We start from the raw sequence: 15,869 nt of genomic DNA on the forward strand, positions 1-15,869 counted from the left end.
AGCATACAAACGTGTCGTTACGTTTTTTCAATCCAATAAAACGCTCACGGATTTTATTCTTAGGCTAAAAAGCAAAAAGCCTAAAAGATAATAAAAACTACACCTACATAAAGTATGGTGTTTATTAGCATGTAAAAAACAATTCCATACTATTAATTCAGTTGCAGAACAAACCTGGAAATTACAAATGCAAATACAAGGAGAGCGATGTAAAGTTCTAAACCATCACGCTTTTCCGCACGAAGCTTTTAAATCGCTTGATTATTTAAAATGATTTTTTCAAAGCACGATAAAGAGGAAAAGAAAAGAATAACATCCTGAACCGTTAACCACGTAGTGCATTCCCTTCCCTACTACCAAATATTTAAAGTTAACAGGCTCAGCACACTATAACGAACGAACTTCCCCAGAGTAACCAGCAGTACAAACCATAGCAACCGAACGCGTAAAACACCCGCGACGATGGTTAACGGATCGCCAATAATAGGCAGCCATGCAAAACACAGGGAGAATACCCCATACTTAACGAAACGTTGTTCGGCGCGAACAAACTCCTCTTCAGACATTTTTAGCCAACGTGTCGCCACACCAGCCCCCGCCCAATACCCCAACGCATAGTTGGTAAACGACCCCAAGGTGTTACCGACCGTAGCTACAGCCACCAATACAGCGGGAGAAAAGTCGTTCAATAGTAAAGTGGTTAGCACGACTTCAGAGCTAAGAGGCAAAATCGTCGCCGCTAGAAAAGCTGAAACGAATAAGCCGATATAACCCAACTCAAATAGTAAATCTGTCATAAATATGGCTTCAACACTGGCGGACTCCATCGGAGCTATACTGATTTTTATGTGTCTTAGGGGAGTAACATGCCATTTAAAGCATTGTTAGTTTTAACATTCACGGTATTAATTCTAACCGGGAATATCGCCCGTGGCGACCAAGACCTTTCCGTCCGCCTGAAATGGTTTCATAGCTACCAATTTGCCGGCTATTACGCCGCCTACGAAAAGGGGTTTTATGCGGATGCCGGACTAAACGTTACACTGAAAGAGCGAGACCCCAAAACCACACCCGCAGACGATGTTATTTCTGGAAGAGATGACTTTGGCGTTGCCGATTCAAGTATTATTTTGCGACGCCTGAATGGCGACCCAGTGGTAATGCTCGCAGTAATATTTCAAAGCTCCCCTCTGATATTAATGACACTGGCAGAAAAGAACCTGACATCGCCCCTGGATCTAAAGGGGAAAAAAGTCATGTATCAGAAGGACATCGATGATGCTCTGATTACCGCCGTATTCAATGAAGTGGGTATGTCAGAGCAGGATTTTATCCATGTCCCCCATAATTTTGACAACGATGCTCTACTCACCGGTTACGCCGACGCCATGTCAGCCTATATCAGCAATCAACCTTTTCTATATCGAAAGAAAGGTATCGCAGTCAATATTATCTCACCTTCCAACTACGGAATTGATTTCTACGGAGACAACCTGTTTACCAGTGAAGCGTATATTCGTAAACATCCCAATATCACCTTGAAGTTTCGTGAGGCCACGTTAAAAGGTTGGGAATACGCATTAGAACACCCGGATGAGGTGTATGACTGGTTAACCGAAAAATATGCGCCTGACGCTTATACATCGAGAGAGCAATTTGATTATGAAGTACTCACCATCCGACGCATGATAAAGCCTCGCTTACACCATATAGGTGATATGAATGAGTCCCGCTTTCAGCGACTGGCAGAAATCTATCAAGAAAAAGGTCTGGTTTACGGTGATGGCAATATTAGTAAACTGCACTACATGCATTACTATGCTAGCGAGCAAGAATCCCGCCTGAAGCTCATTATTTTATTGGGTTTGACCCTTATAGCCATACTTACCGCACTGTTCTTTTTAATTAACTACAAATTAAAAAAGGTGATCGAACATAAAACACAAGAACTGATTAAAGCCAACAGTGTTAAAAATAACTTTTTGGCGAGCATGTCCCACGAACTACGAACACCGTTAAATTCTATTATTGGCTATTCCAGCCGGTTGATCAAAATCCTGGGGCCAGACTTGGAAGACAAACATAATCGTGCACTTCGGGCCATCAACAACAGTGGCCACCATTTATTAGAAATGGTGAACGATTTATTGGATATAGAAAAAATTGAATCCGGGCAGATGGAACTAAATATATGCCCGTGTGACTTGGAAAGCCAAATCAGTAAAGCCGTTAACAGCGTTTCAATACTGGCGGATGAGAAAGGTATCTACATCAAGAAACCGGACAAATACCCTTTAGAAACCTTCGATGCGGACCCCGTCCGCTTAACAGAAATTATCCTGAATTTACTCAGTAACGCGATTAAATACTCAAGCGATGGATGCATCACTATTGATTGTTCGTTGACAGAGCAGAACGGTTTAGAGATGCTTGCAATTGCGATTACTGACCAGGGGATAGGTATTCACGCCACCGACATACCGAAACTCTTTACCCGGTTTCGCCAGTTTGACGAAAAAAGTAAAAACATCAAGGGGCATGGTACTGGGCTGGGGCTAGCATTAGTGATGGAGTTAAGTAAGCTGCATAATGGTAGCGTAACCTGCGAAAGCACCCTAGGGGAAGGTTCCACCTTCACAGTTACACTACCCATCAAACAAGATGTAAAAACTCAATAACGATACATACAGGCTATTGCTGCCCTGTAGTTACGCTGGCTTTAAACGTATTCAAATCCTGAACCAATTTCGCCTGAGCCACTTTCACCGATGCACTCATCGTATTCAGAATATACTCATTTAACTCTTGAGATGCCTCACCAACCACCCTCTGCATATTCTTACCTTCAGGTGACTTATAGAAATCATTCATCTGAGAGACTTCGGATTTACTCATACCATTGGCAACCACTTCAGAATAAATATAGGTAGCGGTTTTTACATCAATGGAATTGATGATAGATGATACATACTGCCCCATAATATCATCCAACATTTTTTCCTGTTCTGCTGTCAGATTTGGGTATTGTGCTTTCAAACCAGCTGACATATCGATCATAGTCGCCTGCAGAGAGTCTCGGGTTTGCGTCATAGTCGATTGCAGAATGCCCTCTATGCCTGAAAGCTGAGCAAACTCCAACACCGCTGGGTCAATTTTCTTCTCAGCTGCCACAGATGACAGGGAACAAATGCTTAAAAACAATCCAATAAATACTTTTTTCATTCGTAACTCCTTAGAACAAAACCAGGGAGGAAATCTCCCATCTTTTTTACGTTTAAAAATAAAACATCTGATTATTGCCACGATGCGGCCAAAACGGGTTGAATCTCGTCCTTAGTGGTTTGAGGAATAATATTTCCAATACCGCTGGGGACGGCATACATACCAAGTAACTCGAGCCATCCGAATTAATAATCCCAAAATATGAATATGCTTCGCTGCTATTAACCAGAGGCAAATTTTTGAATACTCTAGTCGGCTAGGAGAATCCTGTATTATTTTTAGCAACAGCAACATCGTAGTTTATTTTAATTCACATTTCATTCCATTTGTCCATCCAAATCCAAAATTCAACGCAATTTTTATTTAATTCTATATGATGGCCATATCGAACAACCATATACAATAAAACCATTATCACCGCATCAGAATAGTTGCTTCACCTTTGGCATCCAATTCAGCATCTAAAAGATATAACGTATTATTGTTCACATCATCAGCAGCTCTAGAAACAGAACATATCCCCAACATCGCCAACACTGGAAAACTCATAGACCGCCCATCTCATAAATAGGAAATACGGACGATCCAATTCATCAGATCGAACGACCTTGGGCCAGCTTGTTAAAAATATGCTTTTATCCTCATTCGCGGCCCAATATCTAGGAAATCCGCTGTACTCTCCGAACCACACCAAGTTTTTTAAGCATCGAGCTATCAGGGATATCAGAAATAATTTTATCTACACCTTCCGGTTCAATACTCCTAAGTTCGTACTTCATTATTATTCACCTTAAATTTTTTACTGCACCACAGAAACCAAGATGAAATATCCTATCCATAAAATATAAACAATACATACCAAACATTTAGAAACCATAAATTCAGATCGACTATCACACCTTTCCAACCACAAGAACAAAACTGTAAAATGATCCTTACTCAAGATTTCTTACCATTTCACTACACGATAATTTCTAGCCACTAGCTCCGCTTGAGTTATTGATAATTCATTACGCCCATCTACAGGATCAAGCAATACACTTTCAAGCGCAGACCTTGAACCACCAGGCAATAGATTGTCTGCGCAAGCTAATAAAGAGTTCAGAAAAACATCTTCCATATTGACAATTACTCATCCTTAACAAAAGTATTCGATATTAAATAAAAATGTTGCTTCCATGCCATCGGAAAGTTATCTATATCTCTTCCTGAAGGGCATGAAGTAGAGTTTCAAGGAAAAATAGTTGAAACTTTGTTTGATAGCCATCCATATTTTTTATATATAGTTTCAGCTTTTGACATAACTTTTCCATCTTCTTTCCGAATGATAGATGAGACCATCATTCCAACCGGACCAAAATCAGATATTTTATAGTCATCTCGATACCGGAATTCGTATAAACTTTCAAAGTAAGATTTATTAATTACACTATTTTCATCCAACACAAAACGACCATCAAAACCAAACTTTTCTTTTTCGTCCTTTGAGACAAGAACAACAAACTCATCCTCCAGAAGAATCGTTTCAAATACTTGAACAGGTTCGCCTTTCTGACACTGATAGTAAAAAATTGCCGATGCGATATGTCGATCACCAAACAAAGCCAGGTACACAGCAATAACGACCCACCACTTATACTTTTTAACACCCATAGATCTATCCTTTCCCTATAATTCTACCCAAGTAAAAATGCAGGATAACTCCGATTTATTACATTATACGACCACCATATTTACGTATACAGTCCCCAGAAGAACAATAAGAAACATACTGGATAGTACAACACTTAAATACTGCACTCGACCAGAAGAAAACAATGGAGCAATACTTATTAAAGCAATCACCCACATCAGAAATAGCCAATATTCAATATACTCGAACAACAACAAAGTTAATTTATAGGGCTGGACGCCGAACGCGGTCCATGTATCCATAAACTGTTGTGATGCACCTTGATCAAGAACATACAACCATGCTCCACAGGCGATCAATATTAATACTGTGAAAATGGATAAAATAGCTCTTCTCAAGACTTTTTCTCCTACTTTATTCTTAATAACTTAATATTTATACATAACTGTGAAACGGTGGCAGGCTAAAATCTTGAATATTGGTCGCCTCCCTTCGCTTGAGAATTAGCTAATATGCCAACAAACTTTTGTACGCCTCTTTATTCTCAAGCGGTAGACTTACATCCGACATCGGTGCCAATATTGTTATCTCTTTTTGTTTAATAGAAACATATACTTACCGTGATAGACAGGAAGTTGAAAGCACATTAATTCGGACGTGAGATTGTACGCCACTTATTTAACGCTCCCTCAATCCTTCTTTTCTCGCCCGAATTAGTGGCGTAAGAACAAATTCAATTATTCGTCGTTGACCAATATTCACTTCCGTGGTGACAGCCATTCCCGGAATAAGGGCGATTTCCTTATTCAACTGTCAACAAAAGCTGATATACAAATTCGGAATACTCGTTGGCATTAAGCAATTGTAAATTCGTAAGCATAATATATTTTCCTATTTTTTATTTATGGGATATGTTTAAAAACGCAAATTTCTCTTCCCGTAAAAAAGAATCTTCTAGCGCCCCCCTTACCTATATAGATATATCCACCTTTATTGAAGTTAGCTCCTGAACCGTTCCAATAAGACAAAAGTAAGTCATTCTCATAGTAAAAAGCCACAAAGCTATTTCCTCTATTTAGAAGCTTGTATTTTTCTATATCTAACCTTCCTTTATTATCCAGAACATGCAGAGAACCTGCACCCGCAGGGCCAAAATAATGCCGTTCTCTATCGCATTTACGCCCTTTGTACCAAAGCACCTGCTCGCTTTCTCCACTATTGTCGATATCGATATTCGCCTGCCATAAAATTGCTTCCTTATTGGCCATTTCTCGAACTCTTAGCTCTTCTTGTAGCCACTCCGTATCCAACTGCTCCGGTCTTCTATAGCGCTCATATCGTAAATAAAATATTTGCTTAATCATTTCCCAGTCAATATCATCCGTTTTTATAGGCTGCCAATCAGGCTCAGTAAAGCCCATATCGGCGTTGAACTTCATATCACATACCATTGGCGGTTCATCTTTAAAACTATTAAAACTATCTAGTAGTTTTTGGCAAAAGTTGTCCATTAAGTTCCTAGATGGACCTAGATCTTTCGACATCACATAATTCACCTTTTCTTTCGTCTTCGTAAGGGATAAACCGTTCTTTACGGAAGATTCGTCAGAATCGAGATTTTGGGCACTACCATTTAAGGTAGTCAATAGAATCATCCCCAATACCAGCACTTTAACCACCAGAGAATTAACAAATAACCTTTTAAAGAAATTATGAATAAAGAATAATAAAAATATAATCACATCTTTCTCCTTAACTTACAAATCCAAAAGATACAACTTACTGCTCCTATTAATTAACTCTGCCACCTGACTGGCCACATTACCCAAATTTTGGCGCCGATAATGGAATCGGTTAAAAAAGCGGTATTTGCCGCACCATGCTTGAATTTTTCATCCAGCTTGTGGCGCAATATGGGGAGTAATAAAAACGGACAACAACACGTAATGCTGCCAAGTACAATCCAGTTAAACGTTGACTGTAGTACCACATTACAGCGAAGAAAATAAACACAAAGAACAGATCGATAATCAGGGTTAACGCTGTTTGACCAAACTCATGGGAAAGCTGTTCGGGTTCGGTGGGTAGCTGGTGAAAACGAGCCGAGACGACAAGCGAATTTAACCCTGTATCCATATATTAACGCTCCTTGTACAAATTTTGGCTTAGTATGAATGCCAAATATCCCTGCAGGTACAGAAATCGAATTTAGGCACCACTCTTGAACCTAGCTAGCCTCAAGAGTACATCAATATTCCGACAAAACAAAGTACATATTCCGAATAGTTTATGTGCCACCAAGCAGTCGAAATAACTTGGATTCAACAATATGGAATTAGTTCACAGCTTCAATTGAACACACTTTTTCATGCCTATTCGATAAACTCTCATATTGAGATAGGTGAACTACACAATCAATAAAATATTGAGTCTCACCATTGACTTTCTCACTCACCAAACCATGAATACTGGTTTCAAAACCCGGAAATACTGAGTTGAACTGCTGTGCAAACAGCAAATAATCAACAATGGTTTGTGTGAATTTTTCTCCAGGTACCAATAATGGAATACCTGGCGGATAAGGCGTCACCAGCATAGCGGTTGTCTTTCCGACTAAGTGTTGTAACGGCACCCGTGTTGTTTTTCCGTGAGTCATTTGGCTATAAGCTTCCGCGGGAGTTAACACTGGTTCGGGCTCTTGCTCATACATAGCCATGATCAATTGACCAATATTATGCCGCTGATAATAGTGATGAATTTGTTGGCACAAATCCCGAATGCCTATTCGAGCATACCCGGGGTGCTCTTGAGAAAATTTGGGCATGATTTGCTGTACAGTTTCATTTTTATCAAATAATTTCTTAAATCGTTTGAGTTCGGTCACCAGGGTGTTCCAACGCCCTTTGGTAATGCCAATGGTAAACATAATAAGTAACGAATACAGGCTGACTTTCTCAACCACAATACCATGTTCGGCGAGATATTTTGCCAGCACGGCGGCGGGTATGCCCCAGGCTGAAAACTCACCGTGTACATTCAGCCCCGGTGTCAACAATGTCGCACGGGTCGGGTCGAGCATATTAAATTCCGCGGAGGAATTAGTATTAAACCCGTGCCACATTTCGTTTGGTTGCAATAACCAATCATCCGTTTTAGCCTGAGTATTGGGTTCTCTTGTTTCAGGTTGCCAAATCGAAAACCACCAGTCTTCGCTTGCGCGCTTATATTTTTGCATGGCATTGCGAAACGCAACGGCTTCTGACAAGGCTTCATCGACTAAGGCTCTGCCACCTGGCTGCCCCATCATTGCTGCTGTAATATCACAGGAGGCAATAATGGGGTAATGCGGACTGGTGGAAGAATGCATGAGATACGCTTCATTAAATTGATGCGTATCCAGTTGTTTATTTACTGAATTCTGCACAAGAATTTGTGACGCCTGGGATAAACCAGCCAACATTTTATGGGTTGATTGGGTTGCAAAAACCATTGAATCCTGACATCGAACCCGACCTTTACCAATTGCATGGTACTTTTCATAAAACTCATGAAATGCCGCATGAGGAGACCAGGCCTCATCAAAATGCAAGCCATGCACATAGCCATCCAATTTGTTTTTTATCTTTTCAACGTTATATAACACGCCATCGTATGTACATTGCGTCAACACCAACACTCGTGGAAATGCGTTTTTATTTTTTATTAGAGGGTGATTTCGTATTTTTCCCTGGATAATTTGTTTATCAAACAGCGCTTCTGGAATAGGCCCAATAATGCCCAGGCAATTACGTACTGGCTTAATAAAAACTGGGATGGCGCCAGTCATGATAATTGCATGCAATATCGATTTGTGACAGTTTCGATCAACCACCACTACATCGCCAGGAGACACAACTGAATGCCAGACGATTTTATTGGAGGATGAAGTCCCGTTGGTCACGAAAAACAAGTGATCGGCCGAAAACGTTTTTGCTGCGCTTTGCTCACTGGCTTCGACTGGCCCCGTATGATCCAGTAATTGCCCCAAGTCATCCACAGCATTGCACACATCTGCCCGCAACATATTTTCGCCAAAAAACTCATGAAACAAATGGCCAACAGGCGTTTTTAAAAAAGCGACCCCACCGGAATGCCCTGGACAATGCCATGAGTAGGAACTGTCTTTAGTGTGTTGGGTCAGTGCTTTAAAAAAAGGTGGAGCCAATTGAGCCATATAATTTTTGGCTTCCCTTACTACGTAACGGGCCATGAACTCCGATGTATCTTCATATTTATGTAAAAAACCGTGTAACTCACAGAGAATATCATTCGGCACATGGTCACTCGTTTGCGTCTCCGTTTTCAGGAAGATCGGCACATTGGCATCTCGGGAACGAATACTTTGGACAAATGCACGAAGCGCGGAAAAAGTCTGTTCCACATGCTCATCGGCGAACTGTTTGTCATTTAATGACACAATAAACGCGGAGGTTCGTGTTGTTTGCTGTATATGTTCGGCAAAATCATGCAAACCGGTTAAACGAACCACATCTGCTCCGGCATGCTCAATGGCACTGGCCAACAAACGAATTCCCAAGCCACTGTTACAGTCGGAACGGAAATACTCATCGATAATTATTATGGGAAATTGTAAACGCATAGCCACTCCGCTTTATTATTCAGGCTGATGTAACGGTATATTTTTGTTATCCCATCTGGGCACGATACCATCCGTGAAAATGACGCATTCCGTCTTCCATGGGGGTTTGATAGGGACCAACTTCGCTCACACCTTTTTGATATAAGACACGTCGACCGGCATCGATCCGTTCAGCAATCTCATCATCCTCCATGGCCGTTTCCATGTACGCATGTCGATGAGACTCAACCAAATCACGATGATTATTGATAAGTTCCTGCGGATAATAAAATTCGACAACGTTTAAGGTGTCATGTACACCGCGAGGATACAAAGTGGAAAGCACCAACGCATGGGGGAAAACTTCAATCATGTGAGTGGGGTAGTAAGTCGCCCACACTGCACCGAACTCCGGTGTCAGGCCTTGATTGTATGAGAGCAATTCACTATGCCAGGCTTTATAGGCCTCAGTACCGGCCCGCCTCAAACCTGGATTAGCGCCAATCCATTGCACACTAAACCAATCACCATACTCCCAATAAAGACCATCGTTATTCACGTAACGGCGCAGGCCGGGATGAAACGGCGCTATGTGATAGTCATCGTTATATATTTCTATAAATGTTTTCCAATTACAGGCACAGTCGTGTAGTTCAACATGGTCGAGTGCGTAGTCGGTAAAATCAAATTCGGGCCGATTAAACAACTCTTGCATATCGACCATGGGGTTACGTTTACCTTCGAATAAAAAGCCAGCGGCGTTTTTTAATGCGTATCTCGGTAAGTTCATGCACGGTTTTTTATTAAATTTTGGTGCGCTTAATAACGTGCCTTTATCATCATAATTCCACGCGTGAACAGGACATAGAATGCGATTGCCGGTGGTCGATAAGTTACCTCTCTGAATAGGTTGTTCCCCGGTACTGTCATGCCCAAGCATAATGGCCTGACGATGACGACATACGTTAGAAACCAATTCCACACTCTCCTGATTTCTCACCAGAACACGTCCATTTTCTTCAAACGGTAATGCGTACCAATCCCCTGGATTTGGCACCATAGCTTCGTGACCGAGATAAATAGCACTGTTGGGAAAAATTTTTTCTTGCTCCTGCCGAAAGATATCCTCTGAACAGTAGGATTCAATAGGCAGAGCCAGCTGTGCTTCCGGCACTCGCCAGATATCGTTATAGCTGGCGGCGAATCGATTCGGATTATACATTTGTTGTTATACCTATCTTATTTGCGTAATCAACTGGATCCACATAGTCATTAGTAAGAATTAAAACAGGCAGACAATATCTCGACTGCCCCAAAACGTTAAATTAGCTCACCATTTCTTCAGCCTGGGTTGAATCAAACTGGACAGAATCCTCATTCGCGTAAGCTGCGATAGGGTTAGGTAACGGGTCGATCATTATCAAACTGGACGCAGTATCGGATAAATCCACCATTTGCAGATTATTTTTCAGTTGCAATCTGTTCAAACAGGAATGTAAAAAGTCCGGTGCAAAAATATCGTAGCGTTCGAATTTTTCGGACAAATCACTATGCTCTGCTTGATATTCCCGAACACTCTTTGCCACCATTTGCCAGAACCCTCTCTCGCTAATGACATTGTCTGCTTCGAGAAAATCAGCCATATACCGGAAAACACCATCAAACACGTCAATAAAGATCCCCAGTATTTTATATTCCTCCGGTACTTCTACCGCCAAACGCGCAACTTTTTCCGGCAACACAACGTCCTTATCCAATATGGCAGATTCCTCGGCAATATCTTTCATGATGGATCGCACTGGGAGATAGTTATCCAACACCAGAATCAAATTTTCGCAGTGGGGCATAAACACTAACTCATAGGCATAAAAGCAATGCAACAATGGGTGTAAATAGGCTCGAAGATATTGAGCCAACCAAGCTTTAGCGGTATACCCGGATTGACGAATAAGCTCCGATATAAGTGGTTTCCCATGTTTATCAACATGCAACAACGCCGCCATGGTCATTAAGCGTTCATTTTTCTTCAATCTTGGCATTGGACTTTCTCGCCATAATGCCGACAACATTTTTTTGTAAGGGCTGTCTTTTGTTAAGGCCGCTTCGTAGTACCGATTACGAAAACCAATACTGGCCACCTCACGTAAAATGGAGAACCCCATTTCACTTAATACCGAATCGTTGTTGATAAGCTCATACAAATAGTCATTAATGGCGGGCGTACCATCCATATAATAGGGAGACAAACCGCGCATAAACCCCATATTTAAAATTGACAGGGAGGTTTTTACATAACACTTATTATGTTGACTGGCATTAAAGTAGGTTCGGATGGACTGTTGTGCCAAGTATTTATCCTCCCCAATCCCGAGAGGAACAATGTTGTTATTCGCAATATCGGCCGAAAACGCCATGCTCAACTTGGTATGCCATTGCCACGGATGGACAGGCATAAACCAATACTGAGAATACTCAAGTTCTTTGTCGGTCAGCTTATTTTTAAACGCCTGAAATTGTTGATCACCTATTTCGTCTCGAAGAAAGCGTTCATATTCCAATTCTGGCGTGCAGCTAAAATCGGCTAAAGACTTATGCACGGCAACCCAATACAAACAAAACTCGCTTCCCGTTTCCGGCGCATATTGATGATAATCTTGAGCGGTAAAACCTATTCGACCATTATTTGCAACAAATAACGGGTGACCTTCCGTCATTGCGCTCTCGAATGTTTGGTAATCTGCATCCACCAGCTCACTGCTTGTCAGACGCGCATGCTCATGTTTGTAGGCAGCACCATATAAAGTGCTGCTTATCTCATCCAAATATACAGGCAGTTTTTCTTCTGGAATTGCGAGTATTTTTTTTACATCATTAAAAAAGACCAGGGCATCAATTGACGAGGTTTCGCCATCCACATAACGTTCTATACTATTTGGATCAATACACCAATGACGCAATGACATCGTTTTGGCATTGAAGGTGTAATAACACTGATCGGTATCCGTCTTAATCAGATATTGATTCCAACCGGCTTGGCCTTCCGGTTTCAATAACTCAGGGGTAAATACTTGCTCATGGGATAACTCCGCAATCGCTTTACGCACAAGATGCCGATTGACTTTTCCCCATAATTCGGGCGACAAATGGCTGACAACACTCTCGGGTGTTTCTGGTAATGAATAGTTCACAGAGTACTCCTTCCGTCAAGGGTATTTAAAAAATCGTGTACAGAACAGAAAGCCAAGTAGGCTTCTTTTTCTGCCAATTGAATAATTCGGTCGTATTTGAACCCGACCTTAAGGTTCAACTTATGCACTTTTTTATTTTTTACATCCGGCTCAACCACCACACGCTTAGCATGTCGGGTAAAAAACAAGTAGGCCATAACACTGCGGATGACATCTCTCGTGAAGTTAGGAATATGTTTTTCTGCGGGACCAACAAAAAAATGCATGCCAATGTCTCCCGATTGAACGGGATAATGTTTTCCTACCTCTTCATGTTGCGGAGGGTAATACTCCATAACGAAAGCAGGTTTACCTTCATACAGTCCAATACAAGCAAACAGCGTTTTGCTTTTTTTACCCTCTGCATAAAAGCGTTTGGTTTGCTCCAGGTTAAGATGCTGCATATTCCAAAAAGACGCATAGTCCATTTGATACCACGGATGAATAACGGGCACATCCAGATCAATATTTAATGGCCGTATTTGTATTTTTTTGTTTAATGGGTCAGTCTCTTTTGCAAGGTTCAACACGGCTTCAGTGAGCATGACTGAGTTCCTCCGTTGTCTGATGATGACTATCTACGTTAAAAGTAAGTCGATCGATAAATGCTGTAATCAAAAAGCCGCCCGCTGCCAAAGCAAATGTCAACGGAATACCCACCCAACTGACGATATAACCTGCGGCAAAGGAAGATAAAAGCACACCGAGATTCTGGAAGAAATTCGTCACGGCAAAATCTCGATCATAACGTTCAGGTTGACTGATTCTGAACAGCGTAACTTCCATTTTGACGATAACCTGAAACAGGCTCCAACCAAATAAACAGCGACCTAAAATAATCAATTCAGGTGCAGATGATGCTTGTAGAACTAAACCAACGGCCCCCACTAACAAGTTACCAAGTGTATGATCCAGATTTTTAAAGGTATCTTTTATGTTTGATTTATTTATTGCCAATGCAATTAGTGCAATTACACCGGGGATAGCAAAAACCAATCCGGTTATCGCCTGACTGGAATCGGTTAACCGCTCCCAATACACGGAGAAAAAAGGCCTGACCAGGTAAGCACTTAAATCAAACAACAACATAAGCGCACTCAACTTCAGCAGCGCAGCCCAAGCCGTTGCGCTGCGCTTGGCAATGGGTTTCACCTCACCGGTTTCATTGCGCTTAAGTACCGGCACCATACTCCCGGAGAAAATCAAAAACAGACTCATTGCCATTTGACTGAAATCACCGGCGCCCACTAACCACATACACATTTTGGGACCAAGTGACTCCAATACCAGCCCTCCGACCGAAGCACCAAAGATTCCTCCGATGTGAATAACAACCGATAGCAAACCAATAACCAGACCGTGGTCTTCCGGTTTTTCTAAACGCATTAAATAGGGAAAAAGTAATAGGTAGCTGGCTTTGGTGACAAACATGGCCATAGTAAACAACCAATACACTTCAATGGTTGGCGCCCAGGCACTGGCGACCGCCAGAGTGCCGGCAATACCCTGAGTGATCCAAAGTAAGTGAAGTGTTTCAATCCGCCGGGTTAACCTTGCCCATAACGGTAAGGCACACATAACCGCAATGGATATTGCTGCAATATAGGCCCCAACATGCACAGCACTGGTAATGCCATATCGTTCTGCAAAGAACTGCGGATAAAATGCGATGAGTATGGAGTCGCTGATCACACCTAAAGCCGACATAATTAAAATCGCTAGTCTTAAACTCATACTGCTTCCTTTGCATCTAACGCATAAAACCCGCTATTTTCTGCAGGGAAAAAATCCTGTAGTGCAGTCCGCGCTTCCACCGGATAGATATCTCGACCGGTAATGGTGTGCAATATTCGACTATTTCGATAACACGCGAGACCAAGGTCCGGGTTAACAATGCCATGACTGTCAAAACCGGGATTTTGAACAAAAATTTCATTTTGTCCGAAATCAACAGACCAGTTTTCATTAACACGATAACGACCTTGACTATCCCACTGAATTCGATCAGCAATACTCTCAATAAAATCCGGTAAAACCACTTGATACCCGGTTGCCATAACCAAGGCATCAGTCGAATAACGATAGTGTTTTTGTGTTTCCCGATGCTTAAACGTTAATTCGTATTCACTGCTGCCGGAATCGAAGTACCCATTGGTTAACGCCAGGTTAGTCAGTAGTTGAGGCTTGGGCGCGGAGGTATGACGTAAATCATCAAGGGTATGGTAAATCTGATTGATCAGGCTTTGGTTTATTCCGTTATATATTGATTTTTGATCCGTAATAATTTTCGATTTAATGTCGTGATTTAAAGAGTAAAAGTATTTACCGTAATCCGCGGTAATTAATTCAAGGGTTAATTTGGCGGTCTCCATTTGGAAAAAGCGTGGTGATCGCGTAACCCAATTTAATTGATACTGATATTTATCCGATTCCTTTAACAGGTCGTAAAAGACTTCTGCACCACTCTGGCCACTACCAACAATGGTAATATTTTGACTTTTTTGTAAACGTTCTTTTTCTTCCAAGTAGTGAGCAGTATGTACCCTTTCTCCCTGCTTCCCGGCCTTAAAGCACTTGGGAAAACGCGGTACACTGCCCACGCCCAGTACAATATGTTTAGCGAAAAAACAAAACGGAGATTGGGATTGTAGATCCATGCCTTTAACACAATATAGCGCTTCTTTATCGTCATACTCAATGGATTGCACATCATGGCCAAAGCAAACGTTATCCAGCTCATTTGCCGCCCATCGACAATACCGGTCATATTCCTGACGATTGAGGTAATAGTTTTCTCTGATGTAAAACTGGTACAAGTTCCCCTGTTGCTTACAGTAATTCAGATAACTAAAGCGATTGGTCGGGTCGACCATAGACACAAGGTCAGCAAGAAACGGGTTTTGTAATGTAGCGCCCTCAACCAACATTCCTGGATGCCAGTTAAATTCCGGCTTTTTATCCAGAAAAAGACAACGTAGTTGATTTAAAGGTGATGCAAGACACGCCAAACTCAGGTTAAATGGGCCGAGACCCACAGCGACAAGGTCGAAAACAGGTTGGTTATTCAATGTTGCCCCCAGAAAGTGTTGATCCAACTCAATATAAATAATAATGTAAACGATTATCATTTATATTATCAGTATCGGATCAATATATGCTAGAGACCATT

At 41.6% G+C, this 15,869-nt stretch carries 16 protein-coding genes; 1 reads left to right on the plus strand and 15 read right to left on the minus strand.

Features of this window, described 5'->3' with window-relative positions; translation table 11 throughout:
* Window positions 1-353: 353 nt before the first annotated feature.
* Entirely contained in the window at window positions 354-797 is a 444-nt protein-coding gene (locus P5V12_RS14940; protein ID WP_316953882.1) for a YqaA family protein, read from the minus strand.
* A gap of 69 nt (window positions 798-866) precedes the next feature.
* On the opposite strand from P5V12_RS14940, the gene P5V12_RS14945 reads away from it, so the two are divergent.
* The gene (locus tag P5V12_RS14945) at window positions 867-2,678 is read left to right on the plus strand and encodes an ABC transporter substrate-binding protein (protein ID WP_316953883.1); all 1,812 of its coding nucleotides are present in this window, start codon (window positions 867-869) and stop codon (window positions 2,676-2,678) included.
* Window positions 2,679-2,691: 13 nt separating this feature from the next.
* Here the strand turns inward: P5V12_RS14945 and P5V12_RS14950 are convergent, their stop codons facing one another.
* The 14 genes from P5V12_RS14950 to P5V12_RS15015 all read right to left on the minus strand — a co-directional run bounded on the left by P5V12_RS14950 (window position 2,692) and on the right by P5V12_RS15015 (window position 15,828).
* Window positions 2,692-3,222 carry a hypothetical protein gene (locus tag P5V12_RS14950; RefSeq protein ID WP_316953884.1) on the minus strand — a complete coding sequence of 177 codons (531 nt, stop codon included), beginning with the start codon at window positions 3,220-3,222 and terminating at the stop codon, window positions 2,692-2,694.
* A 414-nt stretch (window positions 3,223-3,636) separates the two neighbouring features.
* Window positions 3,637-3,771 (minus strand): hypothetical protein, encoded by a 135-nt coding sequence (locus tag P5V12_RS14955; protein WP_316953885.1) that lies wholly within the window; start codon window positions 3,769-3,771, stop codon window positions 3,637-3,639.
* A gap of 400 nt (window positions 3,772-4,171) precedes the next feature.
* Window positions 4,172-4,342, minus strand: coding sequence for a hypothetical protein (locus P5V12_RS14960; RefSeq protein ID WP_316953886.1), 171 nt, complete (start codon window positions 4,340-4,342; stop codon window positions 4,172-4,174).
* 110 nt (window positions 4,343-4,452) lie between these two features.
* Window positions 4,453-4,875 carry a hypothetical protein gene (locus tag P5V12_RS14965; protein ID WP_316953887.1) on the minus strand — a complete coding sequence of 141 codons (423 nt, stop codon included), beginning with the start codon at window positions 4,873-4,875 and terminating at the stop codon, window positions 4,453-4,455.
* A 63-nt stretch (window positions 4,876-4,938) separates the two neighbouring features.
* Complete coding sequence (locus P5V12_RS14970) at window positions 4,939-5,253, minus strand: hypothetical protein (RefSeq protein ID WP_316953888.1); 315 nt, start codon at window positions 5,251-5,253, stop codon at window positions 4,939-4,941.
* Between the two features lie 280 nt (window positions 5,254-5,533).
* On the minus strand, window positions 5,534-5,665 hold the full coding sequence (locus P5V12_RS14975) for a hypothetical protein (RefSeq protein WP_316953889.1): 132 nt from the start codon (window positions 5,663-5,665) through the stop codon (window positions 5,534-5,536).
* Between the two features lie 92 nt (window positions 5,666-5,757).
* Window positions 5,758-6,597 (minus strand): hypothetical protein, encoded by an 840-nt coding sequence (locus tag P5V12_RS14980; RefSeq protein WP_316953890.1) that lies wholly within the window; start codon window positions 6,595-6,597, stop codon window positions 5,758-5,760.
* 112 nt (window positions 6,598-6,709) lie between these two features.
* Complete coding sequence (locus P5V12_RS14985; RefSeq protein WP_316953891.1) at window positions 6,710-6,991, minus strand: hypothetical protein; 282 nt, start codon at window positions 6,989-6,991, stop codon at window positions 6,710-6,712.
* Between the two features lie 199 nt (window positions 6,992-7,190).
* Window positions 7,191-9,494, minus strand: a complete 2,304-nt coding sequence (locus P5V12_RS14990; protein ID WP_316953892.1) for an arginine/lysine/ornithine decarboxylase — start codon at window positions 9,492-9,494, stop codon at window positions 7,191-7,193.
* 46 nt (window positions 9,495-9,540) lie between these two features.
* A complete protein-coding gene (locus P5V12_RS14995) occupies window positions 9,541-10,695 on the minus strand; it encodes an aromatic ring-hydroxylating dioxygenase subunit alpha (RefSeq protein ID WP_316953893.1) in 1,155 nt (384 codons plus the stop codon).
* A 103-nt stretch (window positions 10,696-10,798) separates the two neighbouring features.
* Complete coding sequence (locus tag P5V12_RS15000) at window positions 10,799-12,661, minus strand: IucA/IucC family siderophore biosynthesis protein (protein WP_316953894.1); 1,863 nt, start codon at window positions 12,659-12,661, stop codon at window positions 10,799-10,801.
* The gene (locus P5V12_RS15005) at window positions 12,658-13,245 is read right to left on the minus strand and encodes a GNAT family N-acetyltransferase (protein ID WP_316953895.1); all 588 of its coding nucleotides are present in this window, start codon (window positions 13,243-13,245) and stop codon (window positions 12,658-12,660) included. The genes P5V12_RS15000 and P5V12_RS15005 overlap by 4 nt, the downstream gene beginning before the upstream one ends.
* Complete coding sequence (locus P5V12_RS15010) at window positions 13,235-14,434, minus strand: MFS transporter (protein ID WP_316953896.1); 1,200 nt, start codon at window positions 14,432-14,434, stop codon at window positions 13,235-13,237. The genes P5V12_RS15005 and P5V12_RS15010 overlap by 11 nt, the downstream gene beginning before the upstream one ends.
* Window positions 14,431-15,828: a lysine N(6)-hydroxylase/L-ornithine N(5)-oxygenase family protein gene (locus tag P5V12_RS15015; protein ID WP_316953897.1), complete on the minus strand. Its 1,398-nt coding sequence runs from the start codon at window positions 15,826-15,828 to the stop codon at window positions 14,431-14,433. The genes P5V12_RS15010 and P5V12_RS15015 overlap by 4 nt, the downstream gene beginning before the upstream one ends.
* Between the last annotated feature and the right edge of the window lie 41 nt (window positions 15,829-15,869).

The organism is Teredinibacter sp. KSP-S5-2 (assembly GCF_032773895.1).
In the GTDB taxonomy this organism is placed as follows: Bacteria; Pseudomonadota; Gammaproteobacteria; order Pseudomonadales; family Cellvibrionaceae.

Excerpts from the sequence above, each read along its gene's own strand:
- P5V12_RS14940 (WP_316953882.1), bottom strand. The coding sequence starts at position 797 with ATGACAGATTTACTATTTGAGTTGGGTTATATCGGCTTATTCGTTTCA.
- P5V12_RS14945 (WP_316953883.1), top strand. The coding sequence starts at position 867 with ATGCCATTTAAAGCATTGTTAGTTTTAACATTCACGGTATTAATTCTA.
- P5V12_RS14950 (WP_316953884.1), bottom strand. The coding sequence starts at position 3,222 with ATGAAAAAAGTATTTATTGGATTGTTTTTAAGCATTTGTTCCCTGTCA.
- P5V12_RS14955 (WP_316953885.1), bottom strand. The coding sequence starts at position 3,771 with ATGAGTTTTCCAGTGTTGGCGATGTTGGGGATATGTTCTGTTTCTAGA.
- P5V12_RS14960 (WP_316953886.1), bottom strand. The coding sequence starts at position 4,342 with ATGGAAGATGTTTTTCTGAACTCTTTATTAGCTTGCGCAGACAATCTA.
- P5V12_RS14965 (WP_316953887.1), bottom strand. The coding sequence starts at position 4,875 with ATGGGTGTTAAAAAGTATAAGTGGTGGGTCGTTATTGCTGTGTACCTG.
- P5V12_RS14985 (WP_316953891.1), bottom strand. The coding sequence starts at position 6,991 with ATGGATACAGGGTTAAATTCGCTTGTCGTCTCGGCTCGTTTTCACCAG.
- P5V12_RS14990 (WP_316953892.1), bottom strand. The coding sequence starts at position 9,494 with ATGCGTTTACAATTTCCCATAATAATTATCGATGAGTATTTCCGTTCC.
- P5V12_RS14995 (WP_316953893.1), bottom strand. The coding sequence starts at position 10,695 with ATGTATAATCCGAATCGATTCGCCGCCAGCTATAACGATATCTGGCGA.
- P5V12_RS15005 (WP_316953895.1), bottom strand. The coding sequence starts at position 13,245 with ATGCTCACTGAAGCCGTGTTGAACCTTGCAAAAGAGACTGACCCATTA.
- P5V12_RS15010 (WP_316953896.1), bottom strand. The coding sequence starts at position 14,434 with ATGAGTTTAAGACTAGCGATTTTAATTATGTCGGCTTTAGGTGTGATC.
- P5V12_RS15015 (WP_316953897.1), bottom strand. The coding sequence starts at position 15,828 with ATGATAATCGTTTACATTATTATTTATATTGAGTTGGATCAACACTTT.